The sequence below is a fragment of the Pseudomonas fluorescens genome, assembly GCF_001307275.1.
GTDB classification, from domain to species: domain Bacteria; phylum Pseudomonadota; class Gammaproteobacteria; order Pseudomonadales; family Pseudomonadaceae; genus Aquipseudomonas; species Aquipseudomonas fluorescens_AA.
Genome location: NZ_CP012831.1, coordinates 3,808,099 through 3,833,769, shown reverse-complemented (window position 1 = coordinate 3,833,769; position 25,671 = coordinate 3,808,099). Strand labels below are relative to the sequence as shown.

The following is a 25,671-nucleotide window of genomic DNA, read 5'->3' as shown; positions in this document are numbered from 1 at the left end:
GCGAGCTTGCTCGCGATGATGGCGGCACATCCCACATCACCGGCTCAGGCAGACCGCTATCGCGAGCAAGCTCGCTCCCACAGGGGTGGCGCCAGCCACAAAAAACGGGGGCCCTGTTTCCAGAGCCCCCGTTTCATTTACCGCCCAGCGATCATGGGTACTGTTGGTAAGTCTGCCCCTGCTGCTGCGGCGCCTCCTGATATTGCTGGCCAGGAATGGCCTTGAGGTTGACCTCGACACGACGGTTTTGCGCGCGGCCATTGACGCCGGCGTTGCTGGCCACCGGGTTGTCCGGGCCGGCGCCACGGGCCGAGAGGTTGGCACCGCTCACGCCCTGGGACGTCAGGTAGGTCGCCACGCTCTGGGCACGGCGCTGGGACAGGTCCATGTTGTGCTGGCGGCTGCCGGTGCTGTCGGTGTAACCGACGATCTCGATCTGGTTCTGGTTGAACTCCTTGAGGGAGTTGGCCAGGTTGTTCAGCGGCTGGTAGAAGCTGGACGCGATGTTCGCCGAGTCGGTGGCGAAGGTGATGTTGCCGGGCATGATCAGCTTGATCTGGTCGCCCTGGCGCTGCACTTCAACGCCGGTATTGGCCATGCTGGCGCGCAGTTTCTTTTCCTGCTGGTCGGCGTAGTAACCGTAGCCGGCCGCGGAAGCCCCCACCACCGCCGCACCGATCAACGCACCCTTGCCCCGGTTATCGTGACCGATGGCCGCACCGGCCAACGCCCCCGCCAGTGCACCGAGGCCGCCGTACTTGGCGGTTTTGCTCATGCCCGACGATTCGGTAGAGGCCTGGCCTTGGTTGTCATAGGGGTTAGGCGACGCACAGCCGGACAACAAGGCCACAGCAGTAGCGACAACGATCAAGCGACGCGAGGTGAACATGGAATGCTCCTGGTTTTCAGTCTGAAGTGCCAGGGCGTAGGCAATCGACTCTGGCAGGCGTTGGAACGCGGCAATCGTTAAAAATTCCGTCCCGCTGCGTTGCGCTTCGCCCGGCTGCTTCAGAAAAAACCGTCGTCTGGGCGGGTTGCCTCAGCCTTGCGCCAGGCAGCGGCTCACGCCCCTGACAATCATCTCCACTTCCCGCCCATCGATCGTCAGTGGCGGCAGCAGACGGATGGTCTGGCCCCGGGTGACATTGATCAGCAGGCCGTGGTCCCGGGCGGCGCGAAGGGTCAGGTCGCGGACCGGTTGCTTGAGTTCGATGCCGATCATCAAGCCCTGGCCGCGAATCGCCAAGACATTCGGGTTTTCCGCCAGCTCGGTCCGCAGCCGGCTCAGCAATTGCTCGCCCTGGTGCCTGGCGTTACCCACCAGCGCTTGCTCCTCGATGATGTCCAACACTGTGCAACCGACCCGACAGGCCAGCGGATTGCCGCCGAACGTACTGCCATGGCTGCCAGGGGTAAACAGCTCGGCAGCCTTGCCCCGTGCCAGGCAGGCACCGATAGGCACACCGTTGCCCAGGCCTTTGGCCAGGGTCATGACATCCGGCACGATGCCCTCGTGCTGGAACGCGAACCATTGGCCGGTGCGCCCGATGCCGGTCTGGATCTCGTCGAGCATCAACAGCCAGGCGCGCCGACTGCATAACTGCCGCAAGGCCTTGAGGTACCCTGGTGGGGCGAGTTGCACACCGCTCTCACCCTGGATCGGCTCCACCAGCACCGCGACGATGCGTTCGGCGTGAGCCTGTTGAATCTGTTCCAGCGCCGCGAGATCGCCGAACGGCACCTTGATGAAATCCCCCGGCAACCGGTTGTAACCCAGCCGCACGGACGGACCGTCACTGGCGGACATGGTGCCCAAGGTGCGTCCATGGAATGCGTTGTCCATGACCACCACCAAGGGCTGCTCGATACCCTTGTGCCAGCCGTAGAGGCGCGCCAGCTTCAGCGCGGTTTCGTTGGCCTCGGCGCCTGAGTTATTGAAAAACGCCCGCTCCATCCCCGACAGCTGGGTGAGCTTTTGCGCCAGGCGTTGCTGCCAATCGATGCTGTACAGGTTGGAGGTGTGTAACAGCAGGCCGGCCTGCTCGCTGATGGCGGCCACCAGCCGCGGGTGGGAATGGCCGACATTGGTCACCGCCACGCCCGCCACCGCATCGAGGTATTCGCGACCGTCCTGATCCCACAGGCGCGTCCCCAAACCATGGGTGAAATTCAGCGCCAGGGGTTGGTAAGTGGTCATCAGGCAGGCAGCGGTCATGGCATCAAGCTCCATCGGGTGGTTTTTTCCAGTATGGTTAGCCACCAAGGCTGGATAAACGCTGCTTTACTTCAATCATTTATAAGCTGAGCTTGATAATGGACCTGTTCCAGGCGATGACCGTTTACGTGAAGGTGGTAGAAACCGGGAGCCTGACGGCGGCGGCCCAGGCGTGCGAAATGTCCACCACCATGGTGGGCAATCATCTTCGTGCCCTGGAGCAACGCCTCGGCGTGCGCCTGATCAACCGTACGACGCGGCGCCAGCGCCTGACCGAATTCGGCTCGGCCTACTACCAGCGCTGTCTGGAAGTACTGGGGCTGGTGGCCGACTCCGAACGCCTGGCCGAACAGACCCAAGGCGAGCCCACCGGCACCCTGCGCATCACCGCACCACTGACCTTCGGTACCGAACGCCTTTCACCGGCGCTGGCCGAATTCAGCCAGCGCTTCGCCCAGGTCAAGCTCGACGTGGTGCTGACCAACCAGCGCCTGGACCTGCTCGACCATGGCTTCGACGTCGCCATCCGCCTCGGCCATCCCGACCCGAAGCTGATTGCCCGTCCGTTGCTGGACTACACCCTGACCATCTGCGCCTCCCCCGCTTACCTGGCCCGGCGCGGCACGCCGGAACAACCGGCGGACCTGCAACGACACGACTGCCTGTCGTTTGCCTATTCGGCAGCAGACGAATGGCGCTTCGCCCAGGATCACTGGCCCATCAACGGGCCGGACGGCGAGATCAAAGTCCCGGTGAACGGACCGATGCTGATCAACAGTTCCTCGGGCCTGCATCGCGCCGCCCTGGCCGGGATGGGCGTGGTGATGCTGCCCGATGCCCTGGTGGCCCAGGACCTGAAGGAGGGGCACTTGGTGGCGTTGCTGCAGGGCTACCAATTGCCCCATCGGCCGATGAGCCTGATGTACGCGCAGGATCGCTACCGCTTGCCGAAACTGCGCAGTTTTGTCGAGTTCGCGTTGGAGAAATGGGGTAAACCCCAAGCCCCAGCCCAATGATGCTGTGGCGAGGGGATTTATCCCCGCTGGGTTGCGCAGCAACCCCAAGACTGTCGGTGCACATCGCAGGTGGGCCGGGTTTGATGACTTTTGGGGGGCCGCTACGCGATCCAGCGGGGATAAATCCCCTCGCCACAAAAGCAAACCCGTCTGAACATCCGCCGCTAGTTCCCCACACCCCCATCAGCTACTCTTCCTCCTTGGACGAGCATTTTGATATCAAGGGTGATGAGGAAACGACGATGGGAGATGCCTCGAACATCGACATGCTGCGGTTCGACCTGTCCGATCTGGACGAAGGCGTACTGCACACCATCCTGGAACTGGTCAGCGATGGCATCTGGGACTGGAATGCCAACACCGGCTTCGTCTACCGCAACCCCGGCTGGTACACGATGCTTGGCTACCTGCCTCATTCACTGGACAACACCGTGCTGACCTGGGAAAGCGTGATCCACCCGGAGGATTACCCACGGGTCATGGCGTTGTTCGACGACTACCTGGAACAACGATCCCACCGCTACCAAGCCGAGTACCGTTGCCGCACGTGCGACGGGTCCTACATCTGGATCGAGGATCGCGGCTACGTGATCGCCCGCAATCCGGACGGCACGGTGGCCCGCATGATCGGCGCCCATCGCAGTATCGACGACAAGAAGCGCCTGTTCGAACAATTGGAACGGCGTAACAAATCCTTGGAAGCCATCATTGAAGAACGCACCCGCGAACTGTCCCGGGTCAACCATCAGTTGCAGCTCCAACTCGACGAAAACCGCAGGCTTGCCGAAACCGATGCCCTGACGCGGGTCGCCAACCGTTATCGCCTGGACCAGGCACTGCCGCTGGCCTGTGAGCGCGCACAGCGTTTCCGCGAGCCGTTGTCGCTGATCGCCATGGACGTCGATGACTTCAAGGACATCAACGATCGCTACGGCCACGCCTTCGGTGACGCAGCGCTGGTGCAAGTGGTACAGAGCGTCAAGCGCTGCGAGCGCGGCAGTGACCTGCTGGTGCGCTGGGGCGGCGACGAATTCATCATGATCTTGCCCAACACCACCCTGGCCGACGCCCGCCTGCTGGCGGAAAGCATTCGTCGTGGCCTGTCCGACCTGCTGCCGGTGGGCGACTTCCAGATCACCATGAGTTTTGGCGTAGTGCAGCGCTTGGAGGATGAACAGCACTCGGCGTTGCTGCACCGGGCAGACCAGGCACTGTATCGCTCCAAGATGGCGGGCAAGAATGTGATTTGCGAATGAACGGTACCCCGACCTGGTGCATCTTCGACAACACCGCCAGTGGCGCCGCGACCGCCGACGCGTTGCGCTTGATGGGCCTGATGCAAGACGCAAAGCCGTCACCGGCAACAAATGGTCAGTTGCTGCCGGTCCGACCGTGACAACACCGCTCGGGTCCAATAGATTAGGCGACCGGAAAAAAGCTCAATGCCTTTCTCGCCTCATCCCGCTAACAGAAGTAGTGAAATTTCAATGTCCGATTCCAACACCGCTGAATCCGTAGTCACCCTGTCGTCCAAAGCGGAATACGAAAACTCCATCAATCTTTCACAGCATCTGCCCCAGGCCAAAACCATCAGCGAAATGGTCCTCGATGCGTTCCAGTCGAACCGCGAAAGCGACCAGATCCGCGAACTGCGCAACGCCATCCGTCAGGCCCACGATGCCTTCGACGACGACAAGGCCTACGAACTGATGGGCCAGCTCAAACAGCTCAAGGACGCCGAAGCCGCTGACTTCGCGGCCCTGGAAGACCTGAGCAGCCGCTTCCCGATCAGCCGCATCCTCTCCAGCTACAAGGACGACCCATCGTTCCAGGAACTGGTCTACGGCCTGGCCCTGAAAGTACTGAACCAGACCCATCAGGCCATCAGCAACCCAAGCGGCAGCAAGGGCAAGGCCTCGCGCAAGAAGGAAGCCGAAGTGTTTGTCATCAGCAAGGACGGCATCAGCGTCACCCTGCCCCTGCGCACACCACGCTCCAAGCCGAACGTCGACCGCGAAGCCTTCGAGTTCCTGGGCTTCAACTTCGTAGGCGAAGGCGACGAAGCCGAGTTGGAAAGCGAAACCTTCCTGGACAACGACGGCACCGAACAACCGGCCACCCGCAAAGGCATCGTCACTGCGTTGCAACAGCAGAAAGCCTTCGACGGCTACAGCATCGCCCAGCAATAAGCCTCACCCGAGGCCACTGTGGGAGCGAGCTTGCTCGCGATGAAGCCGGCACATTCAGCACTCATGCAGGCTGAACCACCGCTATCGCGAGCAAGCTCGCTCCCATAGGAACATCGACAGCCCGCAACCCCCATGAAAAAGCCCCGCGCTTCTCTCGAAGGCGGGGCTTTTTCATGGGAGAGATATGAGTTCCTCAAACAGCGCCGAGCCGCTCGACCATGTCTGGAAACTTCTCGACCAACCTGATCAGAAGAGCCGCCTGGGCGTTGGGTTTGGACTTCTCCTGCTCCCAGTTCCTAAGGGTGCCAGGACTGGTCCTGATGCTCTTGGCGAAAACGGCCTGAGACATATGGAGCTTGTCGCGCAACGCCACGATTTCCCGAGCCGACACCTCGGGAACCGGTTTATCCTCGATCGACAGCTGACGAAGGGTGATCTTGCCCTCCCGGTGAGCGGCCATCTCCTCGACGCCTTGTATCATCTCGGCAAACAGATCACGTTTTTTCATAAGGTACCTCGCACTTTCAACTCAGCTTCTATGGCGCGCTTGAGCATCTTCTCTTGCTCGGAGGTCAGGTTTTCCAACTCGTCCTTGCTTATCAGAGATAGCGAACATCCAAAACCGACCAGCATTCATAAGGCAATAACAGATACTCCGCAACCCTTGTGGGAGCGAGCTTGCTCGCGATGAGGCCGTCATATTCAACACTCATGCAGGCTGAACCACCGCTATCGCGAGCAAGCTCGCTCCCACAGGAACATCGGCAGCCAGGGCAACGTCCATGAAAAAGCCCCGCGCTTCTCTCGAAGGCGGGGCTTTTTTTGCAGCATCTGAAGCTTAAGGCGCGTACGTCAGCAACAGCTCACTCGGCACTTTGAAGTCCAGGGACATCATGACGCTCAGGGCAGTGATGGTGAAGATCGAGAACACGAACAGCTTGCGTGCCCAGACCGTGTCATCCACCGCCTTGTAGCCGGTCCAGGCCATGTACAGCCAGTACATGCCCATGGCGGCGGCGACGGCGAGGTAGCTCATGCCGGCGTAGCCGCTGAAGGTCAGCATCAAGGTCGCCACCAGGAAGGCCAGGATGTAGAGCAGGATGTGCTTCTTGGCCACGCGGATGCCGCGCTTGACCGGCAGCACCGGAATCGAGGCCGCCAGGTAGTCGTTGAAGCGGAAGATCGCGATGGCGTAGGAATGCGGCATCTGCCACAGGCTGAACATCACCAGCAGCGTCAGCGCCGCCATGTCGAAGCTGTTGCTCACCGCCACGTAGCCGATCACCGGCGGCATCGCCCCCGACAGGCTGCCCACCAGCGTGCCGTGGACCGACTTGCGCTTGAGGTACAGGCTGTAGAGGCCGACGTAGATGACAAAACCGATCACCGCGAACAGCGCCGCCAACGGGTTGGCGACCCAGTACAGCAGCGCCACCCCGGCCACACCCAGCACCGTGGCGAATGCCAGGGCCAGTTGCACCGGAATCAGGCCTTGGACCAGCGCCCGATTCTTGGTGCGTTCCATCTTGATGTCGATGTCGCGGTCGATGCAGTTATTGAACACGCAACCGGACGCCACCACCAGGGAAGTGCCGATCATCGCCGCCAGAAAGATGGCCAGATCGACATGCCCTTTCGAGGCCAGGAAAAACCCGCCTGCCACAGAAAGCACGTTACCGAAAATGATCCCCGGCTTGGTGATTTGGATAAAGTGCTTCAGGGACATCCGGACTTTCCTCAGTGCGCCATCATGTTGGTGTGGATGCTGAACATGATCCACAACGACAGGCCAACCAGCAGGACAATCACGATCGCGGCAAAGACAAACGCGACCACGTTGTTACGTTGGGCGGCGGAGCGGTCCAGGTGCAGGAAGTACACCAGGTGCACCAATACCTGGACCACGGCGAAGATCAGGATGATCCACAGGGTCAGGCTCTTGGGCAGCGACGGGTACATCACCAGGCCGAACGGGATGACGGTCAGGATCACCGACAGGATGAAACCGATGGCGTAGGACTTGACGCTGCCGTGGCCGGCGTCATGGCCATCATGGGAATGTGCGTTAGCCATTTACAGGGTCCCCATCAGATAAACAACGGTGAATACGCAGATCCACACCACGTCCAGGAAGTGCCAGAACAGGCTCAGGCAGCTCAGGCGCGTCTTGTTGGTGGCAGTCAGGCCGTTTTTCTGGACCTGATACATCATGATCGCCATCCAGATCAGGCCGCTGGTCACGTGCAGGCCGTGGGTGCCGACCAGGGTGAAGAACCCGGACAGGAAGCCACTGCGGCTAGGACCGTAGCCTTCGGAGATCAATACGTGGAACTCATTGATCTCCATGCCGATGAAGCCGGCACCGAACAGGAAGGTCATGGCCAGCCAGCCCAGGACCTGGTTTTTCTTGCCCTTGAACAACGCCAGCATGGCGAAGCCGTAGGTGATCGAGCTGAACAGCAGCAGCGCGGTTTCGCCCAGCACGTACGGCAGTTCGAAGATGTCGTGGCCCGACGGGCCACCGGCGACGTTGTTAACCAGCACCGCGTACGCCGCGAAAATCGACGCAAACAGAATGCAGTCGGTCATCAGGTAGAGCCAGAAACCGAATACGGTCATCTCGCCCGAGTCGTGGTGATGGTCATCGTGCCCATGGTCATGACCATGGGCGTGTCCAACATTGGTCACTAAGTTCGACATGGTTTAAGCCTGTTCCAACGAGGTTTCAACACGGGTGGCGGTGGCGGGGACTTTCCCGGCCGCTACCAGGCGCTTGTGCTGCTCGGCTTCGATGCGTTCGATGACATCCACCGGCACCATGTAGCCCTGATCGTCACGGGCGGCATGGATCACGAAATACACCACGGTGCCGACCAGGCTGGCGATGGCCAGCCACCAGATGTGCCAGATCATCGCGAAACCGAACACGGTCAACAGCGCGCCCATGACCACACCGGTGGCGGTGTTGTTAGGCATGTGGATCGGCTCGTACTTGGTCGGAGCCTGGTACGCGGTGCCGGCTTCCTTGGCTTCGGTGAACGGGTCGATGACGTCTGCTTTTGGCAGCACGGCAAAGTTGTAGAACGGCGGTGGCGAAGAGGTCGACCATTCCAGGGTATGGGCATTCCACGGGTCGCCGTGTTCGCACATGTTCTCTGGCTTGTTGCGGTCGCGCACGCTGACATACAACTGGATCAACTGGCAGGCGATACCGACAGCGATCATCACCGCACCGAACATGGCGACGTACAGGTACGGCACCCACTCAGGGTTGGTGGTGGTGTTCAGGCGACGGGTCATGCCCATGAAGCCCAGTACATAGAGCGGCATGAACGCGACGAAGAAGCCGGTGATCCAGAACCAGAACGCTGCCTTGCCCCAGCCTTCGTGCAGCTTGAAGCCGAACGCTTTCGGGAAGTAGAAGGCAAAGCCGGCGATGTAGCCGAACACTGCGCCGCCGATGATCACGTTGTGGAAGTGCGCGATCACGAACAGGCTGTTGTGCAACACGAAGTCAGCACCCGGGATGGCCAGCAGTACGCCGGTCATGCCGCCGATGGCGAAGGTCACCATGAAGCCCAGGGTCCACATCACGTGGCTGGTGAAACGCAGGCGGCCCTGGTAGATGGTGAACAGCCAGTTGAACAGCTTCACCCCCGTCGGGATCGAAATCAGCATCGTCGCCAGGCCGAAGAAGGCGTTGACGCTGGCACCCGAACCCATGGTGAAGAAGTGGTGCAGCCAGACCATGAAGCCCAGTACCGAGATCGCGCCGGAAGCGTAGATCATCGAGTGGTGGCCGAACAGTTTCTTGCCAGAGAAGGTCGAGATGACTTCGGAGAAAATCCCGAACGCCGGCAGGATCAGGATGTACACCTCGGGGTGACCCCAGGCCCAGAACAGGTTCACGTACATCATCGGATTTCCACCCAGCTCATTGGTGAAAATGTGGAAATCCATGTAGCGGTCAAGCGTCAGCAAAGCCAGGGTAGCGGTCAGGATCGGGAAGGAAGCGACGATCAGGACGTTGGCCCAGGTGCAGGTCCAGGTGAAGATCGGCATGTCCATCAGCTTCATGCCCGGGGTACGCATCTTCAGCACGGTGGCCAGGAAGTTGACCCCCGTCAGCGTTGTCCCCAACCCGGATAGCTGTAGCGCCCAGATGTAGTAATCCATCCCCACGCCCGGACTGTATTGCAAGCCCGACAGCGGCGGATAGGCCACCCAGCCGGTCTTGGCGAATTCGCCAACGCCCAGGGACAGGTTGATCAGCACCACGCCGGACACCAGCAGCCAGAAGCTCAGGGAGTTCAGGAACGGGAAGGCAACGTCACGGGCACCGATCTGCAGCGGCACTGCAAGGTTCATCAGGCCAGTGAAGAACGGCATCGCCATGAAGATGATCATGATCACACCGTGGGCGGTGAAGATCTGGTCATAGTGTTCAGGCGGCAGGTAGCCGGGCGAACCCTCGGTGGCCATGGCCAGTTGGGTACGCATCATGATGGCGTCGGCAAAGCCGCGCAGCAGCATGACCATGGCGACGATGATGTACATCACGCCGATTTTCTTGTGGTCGACCGAGGTCAGCCATTCGGTCCACAGGTAGGTCCACTTCTTGAAATAAGTGATGCCTGCAAACAATGCCAGACCACCGAGCGCGATGATGGCGAGGGTCACCATGACAATCGGCTCGTGGAACGGGATCGCTTCCCAACTTAATTTACCAAACATCGTTTACTCCTCTGCCCCGGCAGCTGAATGCGAGCTCATGTCCATCCCTTCCATGTTGTGAGCCACTTCCTTCTCGTTCTTCTCGTGGTGCATCGGCTTGCCCGGATTCATCCCTTCATACTTGTCGATGATGGTCTGGAACAGGTTCGGCGTAACCGACGAGTAGAGTTCGACTGGGTTGTTCTGGCTCGGTTTGGAAAGGGCTTCGTATTCAGCTTTTTCAAGCTGTTTAGGTGCCTTCTTCACATCGTTGACCCAGGCGTCGAAATCTTCCTGGGTCGTGGCGATTGCTTTGAACTTCATGCCGGTGAAACCCGCGCCACTGTAGTTGGCGGAGATACCGTCGAGTTCGGCGTTCTGGTTGGCGATCAGGTGCAGCTTGGTCTGCATGCCCGCCATCGCGTAGATCTGGCCGCCCAGGCCCGGGATGAAGAACGAGTTCATCACGGTGTCGGAGGTGACCTTGAAGTTGATCGGCGTGTGGGCCGGGAACACGATCTTGTTGACGGTGGCGATGCCTTGTTCCGGATAGATGAACAGCCATTTCCAGTCCATCGAAACCACTTCAATGGTGATCGGCTTGACGTCCGAATCCAGTGGACGATACGGGTCCAGGGCGTGGGTCGACTTGTAGGTGATGTAACCCAGGGCAATGATGATCAGCACTGGAATCGTCCACACCGCCACTTCGATCTTGGTCGAATGCGACCATTTCGGCGTGTACGTGGCCTTGGTGTTGGTTGCGCGGTACTTCCAGGCGAACAGGAAGGTCATGACGATGACCGGCACGACGACCAGCAACATCAGCAGTGTGGCGGTGATGATCAGGTTTCGTTCATCCAGGCCGACCTGGCCCTTGGGATCGAGCAAGGTCATGTTGCAGCCTCCCAGCAGCAACGTGCCAAGCAGCGGCAACAAGCCTAGTAATCGGGGGTACCTGTTTTTACTCATCTCACGACCTCTAAAGCAGCTTGCGCAATGCAGTTGGGTTTTGATCGCCAACACTTCACCCTGCCAAGGGTTGGCATTTCTTGGATTGAATAAGGGCTGCCCATCGAACGTCAGCGGCTGTTCGACACATCCCGGGCCAGCAGTGAGTTCTTATTCGTTGGTCAAAAGGCCTAGTTCAAGCCCAATTCCATTTGGTGCGGGTAGTTGGAGGCACCGACACCTGGGGTCGCATGGGGCGCTGGCGCCCTTCGACCACTCTCATGCTCAAGCCTGAGCCGGGTCGGAAAATCGGTGCGGGCGATTGTAGTGAGGTGACGCGCTGTAGACCATGTCTCATCCCGAAATAATTTTTATCCGATCCGGCAACAATCTCTTGCCGATATTGCAACGGGCCAGCATGTTATCGAAATTCATTCTCAACAAGAACCCCAAAAAACGTAGGTCTACTACGCCCGATTTAGACAGCTCGAGAGGATCATCAAGAGGTTTTTTGCCCGACAAGCGCCCAGTTTTCGGGGCCTTCGGCGCCTGACGCGTCGCTGTTAAAAATGCCTGCTGCAGGCGATACGCCAGTTGCGAAACCAGACATTTTTTTGTTACAGGAAAGCGTGCGTTATCTCTCTCGCAAAGGCTGAGCGCCGCAAGATATGTGACAACGTGTCGCACATTGCCGCAGGTCATTCTTGCCTCGGATCAAGGACGCTCCGTCTTGAGCGTGAAACGTAAAACGCCCCGGCTCTCCAGGAGAGAACCGGGGCGTTTCATCGAGGCGTTTCAGCGAAGCGGTTTGCGGTTACGCGACACCAGCAACGGCACCAGCACCACCGTCAACACGAAGGCCACCAGCGCCCATTGCGCCAGGGACAGGCCCAGGATCGGTGGGTAGGGCGTGGAGCAAAAGCCATCGACCTGGAAACCCAGCGGGAAGATCTTCGCCAGCGGCAGGTCATCGACAATCGGTTGCAATACGTCGATGCCGCAACTGACCGCGGGGAAGAACTGGGTGTACACGTGATGCCCTGCCACACCGGCACCGGCCAGGGCACAGAGCACCACCAGGCCTTCGAAGATCGTCAGGCTGCGGCGGGTGCGCATGGCGGCGCCGATGAAGGCAAAGATCGCGATCAGCAACAGCGCATAGCGTTGCAAGATACACAGCGGGCACGGTGCCTCGCCGAGGGCCACCTGCATGTACAGCGCACCGCCGATCAGCGCCAGGCAGATCAGCCCCAGCAGCACCAGATAGCGCCGCTCACGGCCTAGCCGCATCATTTCCTCACTCATTGCGTTTCCCTTTGTCTGCATGGATCGACGCGCAGCCTCGCGACACCCGGCGCGCGATCGGATGTACCGAAGTCTACACGCTGACCATGACAGTGAACGAGCAGCGAGCGTCGACATTGGAGGGAATAGACCGCAAGAAGGTTAAGCGGGGATTAATTCTGGCAGTTGGACAGGGATGGGGCTGCTGCCGCTATCGCGAGCAGGCTCGCTCCCACAGTTTTTTGCGGTGCTCACAGGCGCCGTGTCCGCCGCTAATCCCTTGTGGGAGCGAGCTTGCTCGCGATAGCGGTGGGTCAGCTTGCATTGCTGTTGAATGTGACAATGCCATCGCGAGCAAGCTCGCTCCCACAGTTTTTTGCGGTGCTCACAGGCGTCGTGTCCGCCGCTAATCCCTTGTGGGAGCGAGCTTGCTCGCGATAGCGGTGGGTCAGCTTGCATTGCTGTTGAATGTGACAATGCCATCGCGAGCAAGCTCGCTCCCACAGTTTTTTGCGGTGTCCACAGGAATTGTGTCCAGCACTAATCCCTTGTGGGAGCGAGCCTGCTCGCGATGAAGGCAACCCGGTCTCCCGGTTCGCCGCGACCTTACTCCAGCGCCGCCGCCGGACCGAAGAATTCGTAGCGGCTCTGCCGGTCCGGCACGCCCAGGGCCTTGAGGTGGCGCTTGACGGCGCCCATGAAACCCTTCGGCCCAAGGAAATAGGCGTCCAGGTCACGCTGCTCCGGCAGCCATTGCGCCAATTGCTCCTGGCTCAGCAGCCCCACCTTATCCGCCGCCGGGCTCAAGCCATCGTCTTCGTCGTAGCAGTAGAAGCGCTTGAGTTGCGGATGCCGCCTGGCCAAGTCGTCGATCCAGTCGCGAAAGGCATGGGCGCGGCCGTTGCGTGCACAGTGAATGAAATGCACCGGCCGCTCGGTTTGCAGTGCCGCCTGCAGCATGGCCAGGGTGGGTGTGATGCCAACGCCGCCGCTGATCAGCACCAGCGGCTTGTCACTGGCGGTCAGGTAGAAATCCCCGGACGGCGGGAACAACTGGATACGGTTGCCGACTTCGAAATGATGATGCAGGTGGTTCGACACCCGCCCGCCCGGCTCGCGCTTGACGCTGATCCGATACCGACCATTGTCCGCCAGGGCCGACAGCGAATAGTTACGGCGCACTTCCTCGCCATCGAGGATGAGCTTCATGCCGATGTACTGGCCCGGCTCGGCCACCAGGATCGGGCCCTTGTCCGCCGGTTCGAAGTAGAACGAGGTGATCTCCGAGCTTTCCTGGACCTTGGCCGCCAGGATGAACTCACGCTCGCCACGCCAGCCGCCCGGCGCCTCGGCCTTCTTGTCGTACATGCCGGCTTCGGCACCGATCAGGATATCGGCCAACTGGTTGTAGGCAGCGCCCCACGCCGCGATCACCTCGGGCGTGGCGATCTCTGCGCCCAACACCTCGGCAATGGCTCGCAGCAGGCACGCACCGACAATCGGGTAATGTTCCGGCAGGATCTGCAAGGCAACGTGCTTGTTGACGATTTTCGCCACCAGGTCGCCCAGCTGGTCGAGCTGGTCAATGTGCCGCGCATACATCAACACGCCGTTGGCCAGCGCACGGGGTTGATCGCCACTGGCCTGGTGAGCCTGGTTGAACAGGGGGCGCACTTGCGGGTATTCGGACAGCATCATGCGATAGAAGTGAGTAATGAGCGCTTCACCACCGCTTTCCAACAAGGGAACAGTGGAACGAATGATGGCGCGTTCTTCTTGGCTGAGCATAAGGTGACTCCATGCAAGGACTTGAATAACAACTACGGCTCTACTATCAGTTTCCGTGCCATAATTTATTTATTTATTTTTCAATCAGTTAAATAAAAAGTAGTCATAAAGACACGGAACGATTTAGAGTCTTTTGGACTACATGGAGTCCTTATGACTGCAACCTCTCTACTCACAGCCTTACTGCCCCTGGTAGCAGACCTGTCCCGCGAACTGCCTGAAGGCGAGCGCTATCGCCGCTTGCTGGGCGCCCTGCGCGCGCTGCTGCCCTGTGACGCAGCCGCGCTGCTACGCCTGGACGGGGACTGCCTCGTGCCCCTGGCGGTGGACGGTTTGAGCACCGATACACTGGGCCGGCGATTCCGGGTCAGCGAACACCCACGCTTCGAAGCGCTGCTGGCGAACCCGCAGCCCACCCGCTTCGCCGCCGACAGCGGCCTGCCCGATCCGTACGACGGGTTGGTCGACGGGCTGGCCGAGCACTTGGAAGTCCATGACTGCATGGGGTGTCCGCTGTTTGTCGACGAGCGGCCCTGGGGCCTGCTAACCCTGGATTCGCTGGACCCGGAACGCTTCGAACCCATCGACCTGAGCGCTTTGCAAGCCTTCGCCAGCCTCGCCGCCGCCACGGTCAGCGCCGCCGAACGCATCGAGCGCCTGGCCTTGAAGGCCGAGGATGAGCACCGTCGCGCCGAGGTCTATCGCCAGGCCAGCGGCCAGCAACATCGCGACATGGTCGGCCAGAGCAAGGCCCACAAGCGCCTGGTGGAAGAGATCACGCTGGTGGGCGGCAGCGACCTGACCGTATTGATCACGGGCGAAACCGGTGTGGGCAAGGAGCTGGTCGCCCAGGCCATCCATGCCGCGTCGAAACGCGCCGGGCAGCCGCTCATCAGCCTCAACTGCGCCGCCCTGCCGGATACGCTGGTGGAAAGTGAACTCTTCGGCCACGTACGGGGCGCCTTCACCGGGGCGACGAACGACCGGCGCGGCAAATTCGAACTGGCCGACGGCGGCACCCTGTTCCTCGATGAGGTGGGTGAGTTGTCCCTGACTGTCCAGGCCAAGTTGCTGCGGGTGTTGCAAAGCGGCCAACTGCAGCGCCTGGGTTCGGACAAGGAGCACCGGGTCGATGTGCGCCTGATCGCGGCCACCAATCGCGACCTCGCCGAAGAAGTGCGCAACGGCCGTTATCGGGCCGATTTCTACCATCGCTTGAGCGTGTATCCATTGCAGGTACCGGCGCTGCGTGAGCGCGGACGGGACGTATTGCTGCTCAGCGGCTTCTTCCTGGAACAGAATCGTTCACGCATGGGCCTGGGCAGCCTGCGCCTGACCAACGACGCCCAGGCCGCACTGGTGGCCTACGACTGGCCGGGCAACGTACGCGAACTGGAACACCTGATTGGCCGCAGTGCCCTGAAGGCCTTGGGCCGCTGCCCGACACGCCCGAAGATCCTCAGCCTCAGCGCCCAGGACCTGGGTTTGCCCCAAGCCCCTGTGGATAACCCTGCCCCATCGTCCACCGGCCCGGCACCGACCCTATTGGGCGTGACGGGAGACATGCGCGAAGCGGTGGACGAATTCCAACGCAATCTGATCGCCGCCAGCCTGGAGCGGCACCAGCACAACTGGGCCAGCGCCGCCCGGGAGCTGGGGCTGGATCGGGCGAACCTGGGGCGGATGGCCCGGCGGTTGGGGCTCAAGTGATCGACCGTGCGCTTCCCGTGGCGAGGGAGCTTGCTCCCGCTGGAGTGCGAAGCACTCCCTATCGGCTGCGGCGCGATGTTGATCGGGCGACCGCTGCGCGCTCGAGCGGGAGCAAGCTCCCTCGCCACAAAAACGCCCCACCACAGGGATCTTGTTACAACGATCCCTGTTGTCGACCGCTTTCGTCCTAAAGCCTGCCCCCGACAAGTCGATAACCCAATATCAAAAGCTGTTTTGGCGATCTTCAGGCTCGCCCCACCTTTTTCCACAGAAGGTTTTTATGTCTTCCAACAAAGCCCGCGCAGATTCACTTTCGCTTCTGCTGTTTACCTTGCGCAGCGGCAAGCTGATGGCGATCAACCTGCTCAAGGTCAGTGAAATCATTCCCTGCCCACCGTTGACCAAACTGCCGGAGTCCCATCCGCACGTCAAAGGCATCGCCACCCTGCGCGGGACGTCGTTGTCGGTGATCGACCTGAGCCGCGCCATTGGCGAACGGCCGCTGGAAGATCCGGACGGCGGTTGCCTGATCGTCACCGACGTGAGCCGCTCCAAACAGGGCCTGCATGTGCAGGCGGTGAGCAAGATCGTGCATTGCCTGACCACCGACATCAAACCGCCGCCCTACGGCTCCGGCGGCGTACGTGCGTTCATCACCGGCGTGACCTCGGTGGACGGCACGCTGGTGCAAGTGCTGGACATCGAAAAGGTGATCCACGGCATCGCACCGGCGCAGATCGAAACCGCGCCGACCGAACTGAGCATGGAAGACGCCGAGGTCCTGGGCAACGCCCGGATCCTGGTGGTCGATGACAGCCAGGTGGCGTTGCAGCAATCGGTGCATACCCTGCGCAACCTGGGCCTGCAATGCCACACCGCCCGCAGCGCCAAGGAGGCCATCGACTGCCTGCTGGAACTGCAGGGCACTGCGCAGGAGATCAACCTGATCGTTTCCGATATCGAAATGTCGGAAATGGACGGCTACGCCCTCACCCGGACCCTGCGCGAAACACCGGACTTCGCTCACCTCTACGTGTTGCTGCACACGTCGCTCGACAGCGCCATGAACAGTGAGAAAGCCCGACTGGCCGGCGCAAACGGGGTGCTCACCAAGTTCTCCTCGCCGGAATTGACCAAGTGCCTGATCACCGCGGCCAAGGCCGTCGCCGAACAAGGGCGCTGACACTCACCCGCGACAAGGCAGGCAAACGCCAGGAGGCTGCGATCCTCGCGGCCTCTGAACACTGCTCCAACTTCAGGCAGCTCCGACCTCAGGCATACTCCTGTCCTGGTTCCCCTGAACAAGGACATTGTTGATGAAAACCCCTGCGCTGATGCTCCTCGGCCTCACTGCCGCCATGGCCTTTCAGGCTCAGGCTTCCAGCCCCGACGCCTGGGCCGCCTACGACAAAAAAGTGCTCGCCAGTTGCCTGAAGGCCAGCGGCCTTAAAGACCCCGAACCCGTCGGCACCGCCGCGCAATTCGACGATCGGGTGGGCTACACCGCTGTGTTGCTGCAAGGCCAATACCCACAGAAACACATGAAAGGCGCAACCGGCACCGAGTTGTGCCTCTACCGCAAGAAAACCAGGACCGCCTTCGTCACCGAATGGGACTCGATCCGCTCGACCGATGCCCCTCGATGAATGGCGCATAACTTGCTTCGCAGGGCTTATCGCGGCGTTTTTCCGGCGCTGCTTTCAGCCTATTGCCTTCGGTCGATCAATGAACACCACGTTTTCCTGTGTAGGGTGCGGTAAATGCTGTACCGGCCATCACGTTCCCCTGACCCTCGACGAAGCCAGGATGTGGGCCAATGACGGCGGCCAGGTGATTGTTCTGGTCGAGGCCTTCCTGCCCAATGGCCTCGGCCTTCCGGTGGCGCAACGTGAACATGCCGAACGACGCTCGGCAGTGGTCCGTAGCGGCACGAGCGACGCGCTGGTGGCGATCACGTTCGCCGCTTATAACGTGGGTCGTTGCCATAATCTGGACGACGAAAACCTGTGCCGCATCTATGAGCGCAGACCCTTGGTATGCCGTATTTATCCCATGGAAATCAATCCACACATCCCGCTCAATCCCGCCGCCAAGGATTGCCCACCGGAGTCGTGGGAAACGGGGCCGCAGTTGATACTGGGCGGTGAATTGGTGGACCAGGAACTGGCCCGCTTGATCGAGCGTTCACGCCAGGCCGATCGTGAGGAAATCGCGCTCAAGGAACGCATCTGCATGTCGCTGGGCATCCACACGACGGCGTTGAAGGGCGACGGATTCACGGCCTACCTGCCGAACATGGCTGCGTTTGCCGCCGCTATCGATCAAGCCCGCTCGCAGCCGTTGGACCAGGCGGCTGGCGAATGGCAGTTCCACCTGTCCGGCGAGGACGTGGCCAACCAGGTCTCGGCCAGCGGCGCGCGGGTGGTCACTGAAGCACCGGTCACCTACGCCTTCATTTCCCTGCGAGCCGCCTGAGTTTGTAAAGATCCCCTGTGGGAGCGAGCTTGCTCGCGATGGCGCCAGCCCAGTCCCTCGCAATGGACTGACAGACCGCTATCGCGAGCAAGCTCGCTCCCACAGAAGACTGGCGGCGCTGCGATTACACCCTCCCCTCTCGCCTAACCCGCGCCAGGAATGTTAGCGTGCTTGGTATTCCCTGCAGATGAGCCTTGCACGATGAAAAAAACCGTACTTGCCTTCAGCCGTATCACGCCCCCGATGATCGAACGCCTGCGCCAGGACTTCGAAGTGATCGTCCCCAACCCGTCGCACGGCGACATCAACGCGCAGTTCAACGAAGCCTTGCCTCACGTCCACGGGCTGATCGGTGTCGGTCGCAAGCTCGGCCGCGAGCAACTGCAGAGCGCCACGAACCTGCAAGTGGTCTCCAGCGTGTCGGTGGGCTACGACAACTATGACCTGGCCTACTTCAATGAACGTGGGATCATGCTCACCAACACCCCCGACGTGCTCACCGAAAGCACCGCCGACCTGGCCTTCGCCCTGCTGATGAGCAGCGCCCGGCGCGTGGCCGAACTGGACGCCTGGACCAAGGCCGGGCAATGGCAAGCGACGGTCGGCCCGCAGTTGTTCGGCAGCGACGTACATGGCAAGACCCTGGGCATCGTCGGCATGGGCAACATCGGCGCAGCCATTGCCCGGCGTGGCCGGCTGGGGTTCAACATGCCGATTATCTACAGCGGCAACAGTCGCAAGACCGAGCTGGAAAACCAGTTGGGCGCACAATTTCGCGAACTGGACCAATTGCTGGCCGAAGCCGATTTCGTTTGCCTCGTGGTGCCGTTGAGCGAGAAAACCCGCCATCTGATCGGCCAGCGTGAACTGGGCCTGATGAAGCCGAGTGCCATTCTGGTCAACATTTCCCGTGGCCCTGTGGTAGACGAACCCGCGCTGATCGAAGCGTTGCAGAACAACCGCATCCGCGGTGCCGGGCTGGATGTCTACGAGAAAGAGCCATTGGCCGAATCGCCGCTGTTCCAGCTGAAAAACGCCGTGACCCTGCCCCACATTGGCTCGGCGACTCACGAAACCCGTGAGGCCATGGCCAATCTGGCTGTGGATAACTTGCGCAGTGCCTTGTTGGGTGAGCGACCGCAGAACCTGGTCAACCCGCAAGTCTGGAAATAAATCCTCCGCAAAAGCCCCCGGGGGAACACACCGTGGCGAGGGAGCTTGCTCCCGCTGGGCTGCGCAGCAGCCCCCTGCGGTTTATCTGACGCATTGCGGTGACAGATAGACCTTGGGGTCGCTTCGCAACCCAGCGGGAGCAAGCTCCCTCGCCACAGGTTTATCTCTGGACGTTATATGTCAGCGTGCGCCCAAGGCGACATTCGTCGCCACCGGCCGTGGCTTGCGGAACACCAGCACGTTCCCCAGCATCACCAGCACCAACCCCACCAATGCCGGCACTGTCCACTGGTAGCCCTCGACAAACGCCGAGACATTCAACGCCACCACCGGGAACAGCACGGTGCAATACGCTGCCCGTTCCGGCCCCATGCGCCCGACCAGTGTCAGGTAGGCGGTAAAGCCGATCACCGACCCCGGGATGACCAGGTACAACAACGAACCGATGTAGCGCGTGTTCCATTCCATGTTGAACGGAATGCCTTTGAACCCACACCACACCGCCAACATCGCTGCGCCATAAGCCATGCCCCAGGCATTGGTGGTCAATGGCTTGAGGCCGGCTTTCTGTTGCAGGCTCGAGAGCATGTTGCCCGCCGAGAAACACAACGTCCCCAGCAGCGCCAGTGCCAATCCGAGCATCGTTTGCGGGCTTGCGCTGTGGCCGGCCAGTTCCGGCCAGAACAACAAGGCCAGCCCCGAAAGCCCCAGGGCGCCTCCCAACAGCACGTTACGGGCAATCCGCTGACCGAAGAAAACCCGGGCATTGAGGGCGTTCCAGAGGGTGGCCGTGGAAAACACCACGGCGACCAAACCACTGGGGATCCACTGGCTGGCAGTCAGGAAGCACATGAAGTTGATGCAGAACAGGCACAGGCCCTGGGCAACGCAAATCAAATGGCCGCGCCGGTTCATCACCTGCAAGCGGCGGCTGAGCAGGAGCATGGCAAACAGGATCAGCGCCGCGAGACCGAAGCGATAGACAATCGACACGGGGATGGCGACCACGCCCAACTGCAGTTTCAGGGCGATCCAGGTCGTGCCCCAGATGAGCACGGTAAGCAGGTACAACGAGAGGTTCATGGTGACGGCTCCTGACAATGACCTTCAGTGTCACGCCGCCGCAGCTGCGGCACTTGCATAAACTTGCGGTTTTGTCGGCTGGCGGGCTGGCAGGAGCGGGGCGAGGGAGTAGGATGCAAGGCGTTGGAGAGAACCGATCATGCCCACATTGCAAAGCCTGCAAGTCTTCCAAGCCCTCAACAGCTCGCCCAATGCTCGCCTGGAGCACAGCGCCGAGCTCGGAGACGGCATGGCGGCCGCTTTGTGGAGCAACCATCACGATGCCCAGGACTACGAGGCGCCGACCCACCATACGTTGTCCTGCTACATCGCCGGTGGCACCGGTACGTTTCGCCGCGAACGACCCGATACCACAGGGGCGCCGGGCAAACTCTGCGTACTGCCCGCCGGCCATGAATCGGCCTGGGTCATCAACGGCGACATTCGCCTCGCCCATCTGTATTTCAGCGCTGAACAATTCGCCCTTGGGTGCATCACGCTACTGGACCGCGAACCGCGGCAGGTGCAATTGCACGAGGAGACATTCCTCGACGACCCGCAGCAGGCGCATCGCTTTCGCCAGTTGATCGCGCTGAACTGGGACGAGCCCGGGGAACGCCTGTTGACCACCAGCCTGGCCCATGACCTGCTCAACCACCTGCTGCTCAGCCAGGTCGGCCAACGCCAGGGGCTTCGCCTCAAGGGCGGCCTGGCGGCTCACCAGCGGCGGTTGCTGGTGGATTACGTCGACAGCCACCTGGCCGACCCCATCAGCCTCGGGCAATTGGCGACGTTGTGCGCGTTATCCGAATACCACTTCGCGCGGATGTTCCGCGAAAGCTTCGGGCTGCCGCCCCATCAGTATGTACTGGCCCGGCGCCTGGCTTGCGCGCAACACTTGCTGCGCACCACCTCACAACCGTTGGGCGAGGTGGCACTGGCCTGCGGATTCGCCAGCGCCAGCCACTTCACCAACCGTTTTCGCCAGACCTTGGGGGCGAGCCCCGGGGAATATCGACAGGCATTCTTGCGCTAGGCGCCACCGCGCTCCAGCCAAATGAAACAACCCGGCACTGATCCCGATTGCCGTAGCCACTGCCGCGCCTCTACAATGCGAACAATTCTTGTTCTCTAGCACAGCTCAGCGCTGTCGGGATGTTCCTCGTTGCCGCATGCACACACCGTCGAAGTGCTCTACAACGCCCATCACAGTTGGCTCAACAGCTGGTTGCGAAGAAAACTCGGGTGCCCCGACAGCGCCGCCGACCTGGCGCAGGACACCTTCATGCGCGTACTGACGACGCGCAATCCGCAGCCTGTCCTGGAACCCCGCGCGTTCCTTACGACCATTGCCAAGCGCGTACTGTTCAACCATTACCGCCGCCAGGACCTCGAGCGCGCCTACCTCGACACCCTCGCCCAACTGCCGGAGCAAGTGACGCCGTCGGAGGAAGAACGGGCAATCATCCTGCAAACCCTGACGGAACTGGACCAACTGCTCGATGGGTTGCCGCGAGCGGTCAAGCAGGCGTTTCTGCTGGCCCAGGTCGATGGCCTGACCTACAACGAAATCGCCCGTGAACTGGGGATTTCCCTGGCAACGGTCAAGCGCCATCTGAACAAGGCAGCGATGCGCTGCTACTTCGCCTTATGACCCCGTCGATCAACGGCGCACCTGACGTCAGCGCCCAAGTCGCCGAGCAGGCCGTGCACTGGCTCCTGGAAATGCAGCAAGGCCCACTCGACACCCGCCAACAGCAAGCCTGGGAGCAATGGCTCGATGCTCATAGCGAGCATCGCCGCGCCTGGGAACATATCCAACGGGTCAATCAACGGCTACGCAGCGTATCCCCTGCGTTAGCCCATGCGACCCTCAATGCACCGAAGTCCGCCATGCGGCGGCGGGCGCTCAAAACGTTACTGGTACTGGGGGCCGGCTCAACGTTGGCCTGGGGCCTGCGTGAACGCCAGTGGCTGCCACCCTTGATGGCCGATTTCCGCAGCCCGGTGGGCGAACGGCGTCGCCTGATGCTGGATGACGGCAGCCAGTTGCAGCTCAACAGCGGCAGCGCGGTCGACGTTCGCTTCGACGCTCAACGCCGCTTGATCCGCCTGCTGGAGGGTGAACTGTTGTTGACGGCGGCCCGGGACCCCAGGCCCCTGCACGTACTGACCGCCCATGGCCGGCTGGAAAGCCGCAACGCCCGGTTCAACGTACGCGAATATCCGGAACACACCCAGGTGGCGGTGTTTGAAGGCGAGGTGGACATTCACAGCCGACACGGCCCGTCTTCGTTGCTGGGTGCATCACGGCAACTGAGCCTTGGCATCAACGGCGCCGGGCCCGCCACGGCGCTGGATGCCAACAGCGGCGCCTGGACGGAAGGCATGCTGATAGCCGCGCACATGCGCCTGGCGGACTTTCTCGACGAGCTCGGCCGGTACCGCCGCGGCCAATTGCACTGCGACGAGGCGGTCGCCAACCTTCTGATCTCCGGAACTTATCCACTGGACAACAGCGAACGAATCCTCGATCTGCTGGAGGTCAGCCTGCCGGTCAAAGTACGCCGCTTTACCCGCTATTGGGTCTCGGTCGAGGCTCGTGCTTGAACCATGACCGTCCTGCTGGAAAAAAAACACGCAACCGTGAGCCGTTTTCCCCGCCTCGGGTGACAGAGAAGGAAAGCCACTTCGATACAACCTTCTCGGGATCCTCATCCATGCCGCAGCAACCTACCCGTCTCACCCCGCTCGCCCGTACCATGCGTCAATGGCTCCTGGGGGCCAGCTTGAGTTTCGTCGCACTGCCTTGCGTACAGGCTGCCGATGCCAAGGCCTATCACATCGCGCCGTCGTCACTGGAAAACGCCCTCAATCAGTTCGGACGCGAGGCCGGGGTGTTGATTTCCTTCGGCTCACAGACAACCGCTGGCCTGCAGAGTCGCGGCCTGGAAGGCAGCTACAGCCCGGAGCAAGGGCTGAGCGCGCTGCTCGAAGGCACAGGCCTGCAAGCCCGGCCCGAGGGAGATAACGCCTTCAGCCTGCAACCGGCCACCACCACCGCGCTGGACATCGGCACCACCACCGTGGTCGGCGACTGGCTCGGCGACGCCGCGCAAGCCAATGTCTTCGAACACCCCGGCGCCCGTGACGTCATCCGCCGTGAAGCGTTCGAACGCCAAGGTGCGACGCAGGCGCGGGATGTGCTCAATCGCATTCCCGGCGTCAACGCACCGGAAAACAACGGCACCGGTAGCCATGACATGGCGCTGAACTTTGGTATTCGCGGGCTCAACCCACGCCTGGCCTCACGCTCCACGGTGCTGATGGACGGCATCCCGGTGCCTTTCGCACCTTACGGCCAACCGCAACTATCGTTCGCGCCGGTCAGCATGGGCAACATGGACGCGGTGGATGTCGTGCGCGGCGGCGGCGCAGTGCGCTACGGCCCGCAAAACGTCGGCGGCGTGGTCAACTTCGTGACGCGGGCGATTCCCGATGCACCCACGGTAAAGGGGGGCTTCCAGACCGAGACGAACCCATCCTCCAGCCATGACGGTTTCAAAACGTCCTCCAATCTGCTGGCGGGCGGCACCGCCGACAACGGCTTGGGCGGTGCCCTGCTGTATTCCGGCACCCGCGGCGGCGACTGGCGCGAACACAGCGACACACAAATCGATGACCTGATCCTCAAGGGTAACTACCAGTTGGACGAGGCCAACAGTTTCAATGCCATGGCCCAATATTACGAAGGCGAGGCCGATATGCCCGGCGGCCTGAATGTGGCCGACTACGATGCCAACCCGTATCAATCCACACGCCCGAACGACCGTTTCTGGGGCCGTCGCACCCTGGTCAATTTCGGCTACCGCTACCAACAGGACCGCCGGGAATTCACCGCCAGCACGTTCTTCACCAAGACTTTGCGCAGCGGCTACCTGGACCAGGGCACCTTCCTGTCCCTGTCGCCTCGCGAATATTGGGTCCGCGGCCTGGAAACCCGTTTCGCCCAAGGCTTCGACCTCGGCCCCACCAGCCATGAGGTCGGCGTCGGCTATCGCTACATCAACGAGGCGGGCCATGAGCTGCGTTATCGCACGCCCATCGCCAGCAACGAATTGCCGACCACCTCCAGTCGCAACGACCGTGATACGCGTGGGGGCACCGAGGCCAATGCGTTTTTCATCGATGACCGGATCGACATCGGGAAATGGACCATCACGCCGGGTGTTCGCTACGAAATGATCGAATCCCAGCAGACCAACAACCTGACGAATGTGAAGTACAAGGGCGACTACAACACGGCCTTGCCGGCATTGAACGTGCTGTATCACCTGACCGATGAGTGGAATCTGTATGCCAATACCGAAGGCTCGTTCGGCAGTGTGCAGTACAGCCAGATGCCCAACCGTGTCAGCAGCGGTGAAGTGAAACCGGAAAAGGCCCGCACCTGGGAGCTTGGTACACGCTATGACGATGGCAACCTGCGGGCGGAGATCGGCGCATTCCTGATCAACTTCGACAACCAGTATGAAAGCAACCAGACCAACGATTCAGTGATTGCCCGCGGCGAGACTCGCCACCAAGGCATCGAAACCAGCATCAATTACGCCCTTGATGGCCTGAGCCCTGCACTGGCCGGTTTCGACGTGTATGCCACGTATGCCTTCGTCGATGCCACCATTCGTGAAGACGGGCCGAACAAAGGCAACCGCGTGCCATTCTCTTCGAAGCACAAAGGCACACTGGGCGTGGGTTATACGGACGGGCCGTGGAAGCTGAACCTGGACAGCACCTATCAGAGCGCGCAGTTTGCCGACAACGCCAACACCCGGGCTGAAAGCGCCGACGGCAGTACCGGCAATATCCCCGGCTACATGCTGTTCAGCAGCCGCGCTGCCTATGATTTCGGCCCGCAACTGTCGGACCTGAACGTGGCGGTGGGCGTGAAGAACATCTTCAATACCCAATATTTCACCCGCTCGTTCGACGACAACAACCGAGGCAAGTACGTGGGGGAGCCGCGCACGCTGTATGTGCAAACGTCCGTGGCGTTTTGATTCGGGGCTACGGTGAACCGCTGAAACAAGACGGG

25 protein-coding genes are annotated in these 25,671 nt (G+C 61.1%); 13 read left to right on the top strand and 12 right to left on the bottom strand.

Features of this window, described 5'->3' with window-relative positions:
- Window positions 1-151: 151 nt before the first annotated feature.
- Window positions 152-889 carry an OmpA family protein gene (locus tag AO356_RS17035; protein WP_060740739.1) on the bottom strand — a complete coding sequence of 246 codons (738 nt, stop codon included), beginning with the start codon at window positions 887-889 and terminating at the stop codon, window positions 152-154.
- A gap of 150 nt (window positions 890-1,039) precedes the next feature.
- The gene (locus AO356_RS17030; RefSeq protein WP_060740738.1) at window positions 1,040-2,215 is read right to left on the bottom strand and encodes an aspartate aminotransferase family protein; all 1,176 of its coding nucleotides are present in this window, start codon (window positions 2,213-2,215) and stop codon (window positions 1,040-1,042) included.
- A gap of 98 nt (window positions 2,216-2,313) precedes the next feature.
- On the opposite strand from AO356_RS17030, the gene AO356_RS17025 reads away from it, so the two are divergent.
- From AO356_RS17025 to AO356_RS17015, 4 genes are all read left to right on the top strand, one after another.
- Window positions 2,314-3,231, top strand: coding sequence for a LysR family transcriptional regulator (locus tag AO356_RS17025; protein ID WP_060740737.1), 918 nt, complete (start codon window positions 2,314-2,316; stop codon window positions 3,229-3,231).
- A 242-nt stretch (window positions 3,232-3,473) separates the two neighbouring features.
- The gene (locus AO356_RS17020) at window positions 3,474-4,487 is read left to right on the top strand and encodes a sensor domain-containing diguanylate cyclase (protein WP_060740736.1); all 1,014 of its coding nucleotides are present in this window, start codon (window positions 3,474-3,476) and stop codon (window positions 4,485-4,487) included.
- A complete protein-coding gene (locus tag AO356_RS32730) occupies window positions 4,484-4,627 on the top strand; it encodes a DUF72 domain-containing protein (RefSeq protein ID WP_146042603.1) in 144 nt (47 codons plus the stop codon). Before AO356_RS17020 ends, AO356_RS32730 begins: the two co-directional genes overlap by 4 nt.
- Before the next feature lie 91 nt (window positions 4,628-4,718).
- Window positions 4,719-5,420 carry a hypothetical protein gene (locus AO356_RS17015; RefSeq protein ID WP_060740735.1) on the top strand — a complete coding sequence of 234 codons (702 nt, stop codon included), beginning with the start codon at window positions 4,719-4,721 and terminating at the stop codon, window positions 5,418-5,420.
- 193 nt (window positions 5,421-5,613) lie between these two features.
- Here AO356_RS17015 and AO356_RS17010 read toward each other — a convergent pair whose 3' ends face one another.
- The 9 genes from AO356_RS17010 to hmpA form a co-directional block, all read right to left on the bottom strand.
- Window positions 5,614-5,928 (bottom strand): helix-turn-helix domain-containing protein, encoded by a 315-nt coding sequence (locus AO356_RS17010; RefSeq protein ID WP_060740734.1) that lies wholly within the window; start codon window positions 5,926-5,928, stop codon window positions 5,614-5,616.
- A 330-nt stretch (window positions 5,929-6,258) separates the two neighbouring features.
- Window positions 6,259-7,146 (bottom strand): heme o synthase, encoded by an 888-nt coding sequence (cyoE, locus tag AO356_RS17000; RefSeq protein ID WP_003178131.1) that lies wholly within the window; start codon window positions 7,144-7,146, stop codon window positions 6,259-6,261.
- Window positions 7,147-7,157: 11 nt separating this feature from the next.
- Window positions 7,158-7,493, bottom strand: coding sequence for a cytochrome o ubiquinol oxidase subunit IV (cyoD, locus tag AO356_RS16995; protein ID WP_014340102.1), 336 nt, complete (start codon window positions 7,491-7,493; stop codon window positions 7,158-7,160).
- On the bottom strand, window positions 7,494-8,120 hold the full coding sequence (locus tag AO356_RS16990) for a cytochrome o ubiquinol oxidase subunit III (protein ID WP_060740733.1): 627 nt from the start codon (window positions 8,118-8,120) through the stop codon (window positions 7,494-7,496).
- Between the two features lie 3 nt (window positions 8,121-8,123).
- Window positions 8,124-10,154: a cytochrome o ubiquinol oxidase subunit I gene (cyoB, locus tag AO356_RS16985; RefSeq protein ID WP_060740732.1), complete on the bottom strand. Its 2,031-nt coding sequence runs from the start codon at window positions 10,152-10,154 to the stop codon at window positions 8,124-8,126.
- Window positions 10,155-10,157: 3 nt separating this feature from the next.
- Window positions 10,158-11,105 (bottom strand): ubiquinol oxidase subunit II, encoded by a 948-nt coding sequence (gene cyoA, locus AO356_RS16980; RefSeq protein WP_060740731.1) that lies wholly within the window; start codon window positions 11,103-11,105, stop codon window positions 10,158-10,160.
- 333 nt (window positions 11,106-11,438) lie between these two features.
- Entirely contained in the window at window positions 11,439-11,786 is a 348-nt protein-coding gene (locus tag AO356_RS32590) for a hypothetical protein (RefSeq protein WP_146042604.1), read from the bottom strand.
- A 93-nt stretch (window positions 11,787-11,879) separates the two neighbouring features.
- Complete coding sequence (locus AO356_RS16975; protein WP_060740730.1) at window positions 11,880-12,389, bottom strand: disulfide bond formation protein B; 510 nt, start codon at window positions 12,387-12,389, stop codon at window positions 11,880-11,882.
- 585 nt (window positions 12,390-12,974) lie between these two features.
- Entirely contained in the window at window positions 12,975-14,156 is a 1,182-nt protein-coding gene (gene hmpA, locus AO356_RS16970) for an NO-inducible flavohemoprotein (protein WP_060740729.1), read from the bottom strand.
- 153 nt (window positions 14,157-14,309) lie between these two features.
- On the opposite strand from hmpA, the gene norR reads away from it, so the two are divergent.
- The 5 genes from norR (at window position 14,310) to AO356_RS16945 (ending at window position 19,514) form a co-directional block, all read left to right on the top strand.
- Window positions 14,310-15,866, top strand: a complete 1,557-nt coding sequence (gene norR / locus AO356_RS16965) for a nitric oxide reductase transcriptional regulator NorR (RefSeq protein ID WP_060740728.1) — start codon at window positions 14,310-14,312, stop codon at window positions 15,864-15,866.
- 280 nt (window positions 15,867-16,146) lie between these two features.
- The gene (locus AO356_RS16960; protein ID WP_030139917.1) at window positions 16,147-17,049 is read left to right on the top strand and encodes a chemotaxis protein CheV; all 903 of its coding nucleotides are present in this window, start codon (window positions 16,147-16,149) and stop codon (window positions 17,047-17,049) included.
- Between the two features lie 133 nt (window positions 17,050-17,182).
- Entirely contained in the window at window positions 17,183-17,512 is a 330-nt protein-coding gene (locus AO356_RS16955; RefSeq protein WP_060740727.1) for a hypothetical protein, read from the top strand.
- 79 nt (window positions 17,513-17,591) lie between these two features.
- The gene (locus AO356_RS16950; RefSeq protein WP_060740726.1) at window positions 17,592-18,341 is read left to right on the top strand and encodes a YkgJ family cysteine cluster protein; all 750 of its coding nucleotides are present in this window, start codon (window positions 17,592-17,594) and stop codon (window positions 18,339-18,341) included.
- Window positions 18,342-18,542: 201 nt separating this feature from the next.
- Window positions 18,543-19,514: a 2-hydroxyacid dehydrogenase gene (locus AO356_RS16945; protein WP_060740725.1), complete on the top strand. Its 972-nt coding sequence runs from the start codon at window positions 18,543-18,545 to the stop codon at window positions 19,512-19,514.
- Window positions 19,515-19,694: 180 nt separating this feature from the next.
- On the opposite strand, the gene AO356_RS16940 is transcribed toward AO356_RS16945, so the two are convergent.
- On the bottom strand, window positions 19,695-20,597 hold the full coding sequence (locus AO356_RS16940; RefSeq protein ID WP_060740724.1) for a DMT family transporter: 903 nt from the start codon (window positions 20,595-20,597) through the stop codon (window positions 19,695-19,697).
- A gap of 139 nt (window positions 20,598-20,736) precedes the next feature.
- Between AO356_RS16940 and AO356_RS16935 the strand changes: the two genes are divergently transcribed.
- From AO356_RS16935 to fecA, 4 genes are all read left to right on the top strand, one after another.
- Complete coding sequence (locus AO356_RS16935) at window positions 20,737-21,612, top strand: helix-turn-helix domain-containing protein (protein WP_060740723.1); 876 nt, start codon at window positions 20,737-20,739, stop codon at window positions 21,610-21,612.
- A gap of 129 nt (window positions 21,613-21,741) precedes the next feature.
- Entirely contained in the window at window positions 21,742-22,230 is a 489-nt protein-coding gene (locus AO356_RS16930) for a sigma-70 family RNA polymerase sigma factor (protein ID WP_060740722.1), read from the top strand.
- Entirely contained in the window at window positions 22,227-23,186 is a 960-nt protein-coding gene (locus AO356_RS16925; RefSeq protein WP_060740721.1) for a FecR domain-containing protein, read from the top strand. The genes AO356_RS16930 and AO356_RS16925 overlap by 4 nt, the downstream gene beginning before the upstream one ends.
- A gap of 110 nt (window positions 23,187-23,296) precedes the next feature.
- Window positions 23,297-25,636 (top strand): TonB-dependent Fe(3+) dicitrate receptor FecA, encoded by a 2,340-nt coding sequence (fecA, locus tag AO356_RS16920; protein ID WP_060740720.1) that lies wholly within the window; start codon window positions 23,297-23,299, stop codon window positions 25,634-25,636.
- Window positions 25,637-25,671: the final 35 nt, after the last annotated feature.

Excerpts from the sequence above, each read along its gene's own strand:
- cyoB (WP_060740732.1), bottom strand. The coding sequence starts at position 10,154 with ATGTTTGGTAAATTAAGTTGGGAAGCGATCCCGTTCCACGAGCCGATT.
- AO356_RS16950 (WP_060740726.1), top strand. The coding sequence starts at position 17,592 with ATGAACACCACGTTTTCCTGTGTAGGGTGCGGTAAATGCTGTACCGGC.
- AO356_RS16940 (WP_060740724.1), bottom strand. The coding sequence starts at position 20,597 with ATGAACCTCTCGTTGTACCTGCTTACCGTGCTCATCTGGGGCACGACC.
- AO356_RS16945 (WP_060740725.1), top strand. The coding sequence starts at position 18,543 with ATGAAAAAAACCGTACTTGCCTTCAGCCGTATCACGCCCCCGATGATC.
- AO356_RS17030 (WP_060740738.1), bottom strand. The coding sequence starts at position 2,215 with ATGACCGCTGCCTGCCTGATGACCACTTACCAACCCCTGGCGCTGAAT.
- AO356_RS17035 (WP_060740739.1), bottom strand. The coding sequence starts at position 889 with ATGTTCACCTCGCGTCGCTTGATCGTTGTCGCTACTGCTGTGGCCTTG.
- fecA (WP_060740720.1), top strand. The coding sequence starts at position 23,297 with ATGCCGCAGCAACCTACCCGTCTCACCCCGCTCGCCCGTACCATGCGT.
- cyoA (WP_060740731.1), bottom strand. The coding sequence starts at position 11,105 with ATGAGTAAAAACAGGTACCCCCGATTACTAGGCTTGTTGCCGCTGCTT.
- hmpA (WP_060740729.1), bottom strand. The coding sequence starts at position 14,156 with ATGCTCAGCCAAGAAGAACGCGCCATCATTCGTTCCACTGTTCCCTTG.
- AO356_RS17010 (WP_060740734.1), bottom strand. The coding sequence starts at position 5,928 with ATGAAAAAACGTGATCTGTTTGCCGAGATGATACAAGGCGTCGAGGAG.
- AO356_RS16955 (WP_060740727.1), top strand. The coding sequence starts at position 17,183 with ATGAAAACCCCTGCGCTGATGCTCCTCGGCCTCACTGCCGCCATGGCC.
- AO356_RS32590 (WP_146042604.1), bottom strand. The coding sequence starts at position 11,786 with ATGACCTGCGGCAATGTGCGACACGTTGTCACATATCTTGCGGCGCTC.
- norR (WP_060740728.1), top strand. The coding sequence starts at position 14,310 with ATGACTGCAACCTCTCTACTCACAGCCTTACTGCCCCTGGTAGCAGAC.
- AO356_RS16975 (WP_060740730.1), bottom strand. The coding sequence starts at position 12,389 with ATGAGTGAGGAAATGATGCGGCTAGGCCGTGAGCGGCGCTATCTGGTG.
- AO356_RS17015 (WP_060740735.1), top strand. The coding sequence starts at position 4,719 with ATGTCCGATTCCAACACCGCTGAATCCGTAGTCACCCTGTCGTCCAAA.
- AO356_RS16935 (WP_060740723.1), top strand. The coding sequence starts at position 20,737 with ATGCCCACATTGCAAAGCCTGCAAGTCTTCCAAGCCCTCAACAGCTCG.
- AO356_RS32730 (WP_146042603.1), top strand. The coding sequence starts at position 4,484 with ATGAACGGTACCCCGACCTGGTGCATCTTCGACAACACCGCCAGTGGC.
- AO356_RS16925 (WP_060740721.1), top strand. The coding sequence starts at position 22,227 with ATGACCCCGTCGATCAACGGCGCACCTGACGTCAGCGCCCAAGTCGCC.
- AO356_RS17020 (WP_060740736.1), top strand. The coding sequence starts at position 3,474 with ATGGGAGATGCCTCGAACATCGACATGCTGCGGTTCGACCTGTCCGAT.
- AO356_RS16960 (WP_030139917.1), top strand. The coding sequence starts at position 16,147 with ATGTCTTCCAACAAAGCCCGCGCAGATTCACTTTCGCTTCTGCTGTTT.
- AO356_RS16990 (WP_060740733.1), bottom strand. The coding sequence starts at position 8,120 with ATGTCGAACTTAGTGACCAATGTTGGACACGCCCATGGTCATGACCAT.
- cyoE (WP_003178131.1), bottom strand. The coding sequence starts at position 7,146 with ATGTCCCTGAAGCACTTTATCCAAATCACCAAGCCGGGGATCATTTTC.
- AO356_RS17025 (WP_060740737.1), top strand. The coding sequence starts at position 2,314 with ATGGACCTGTTCCAGGCGATGACCGTTTACGTGAAGGTGGTAGAAACC.
- cyoD (WP_014340102.1), bottom strand. The coding sequence starts at position 7,493 with ATGGCTAACGCACATTCCCATGATGGCCATGACGCCGGCCACGGCAGC.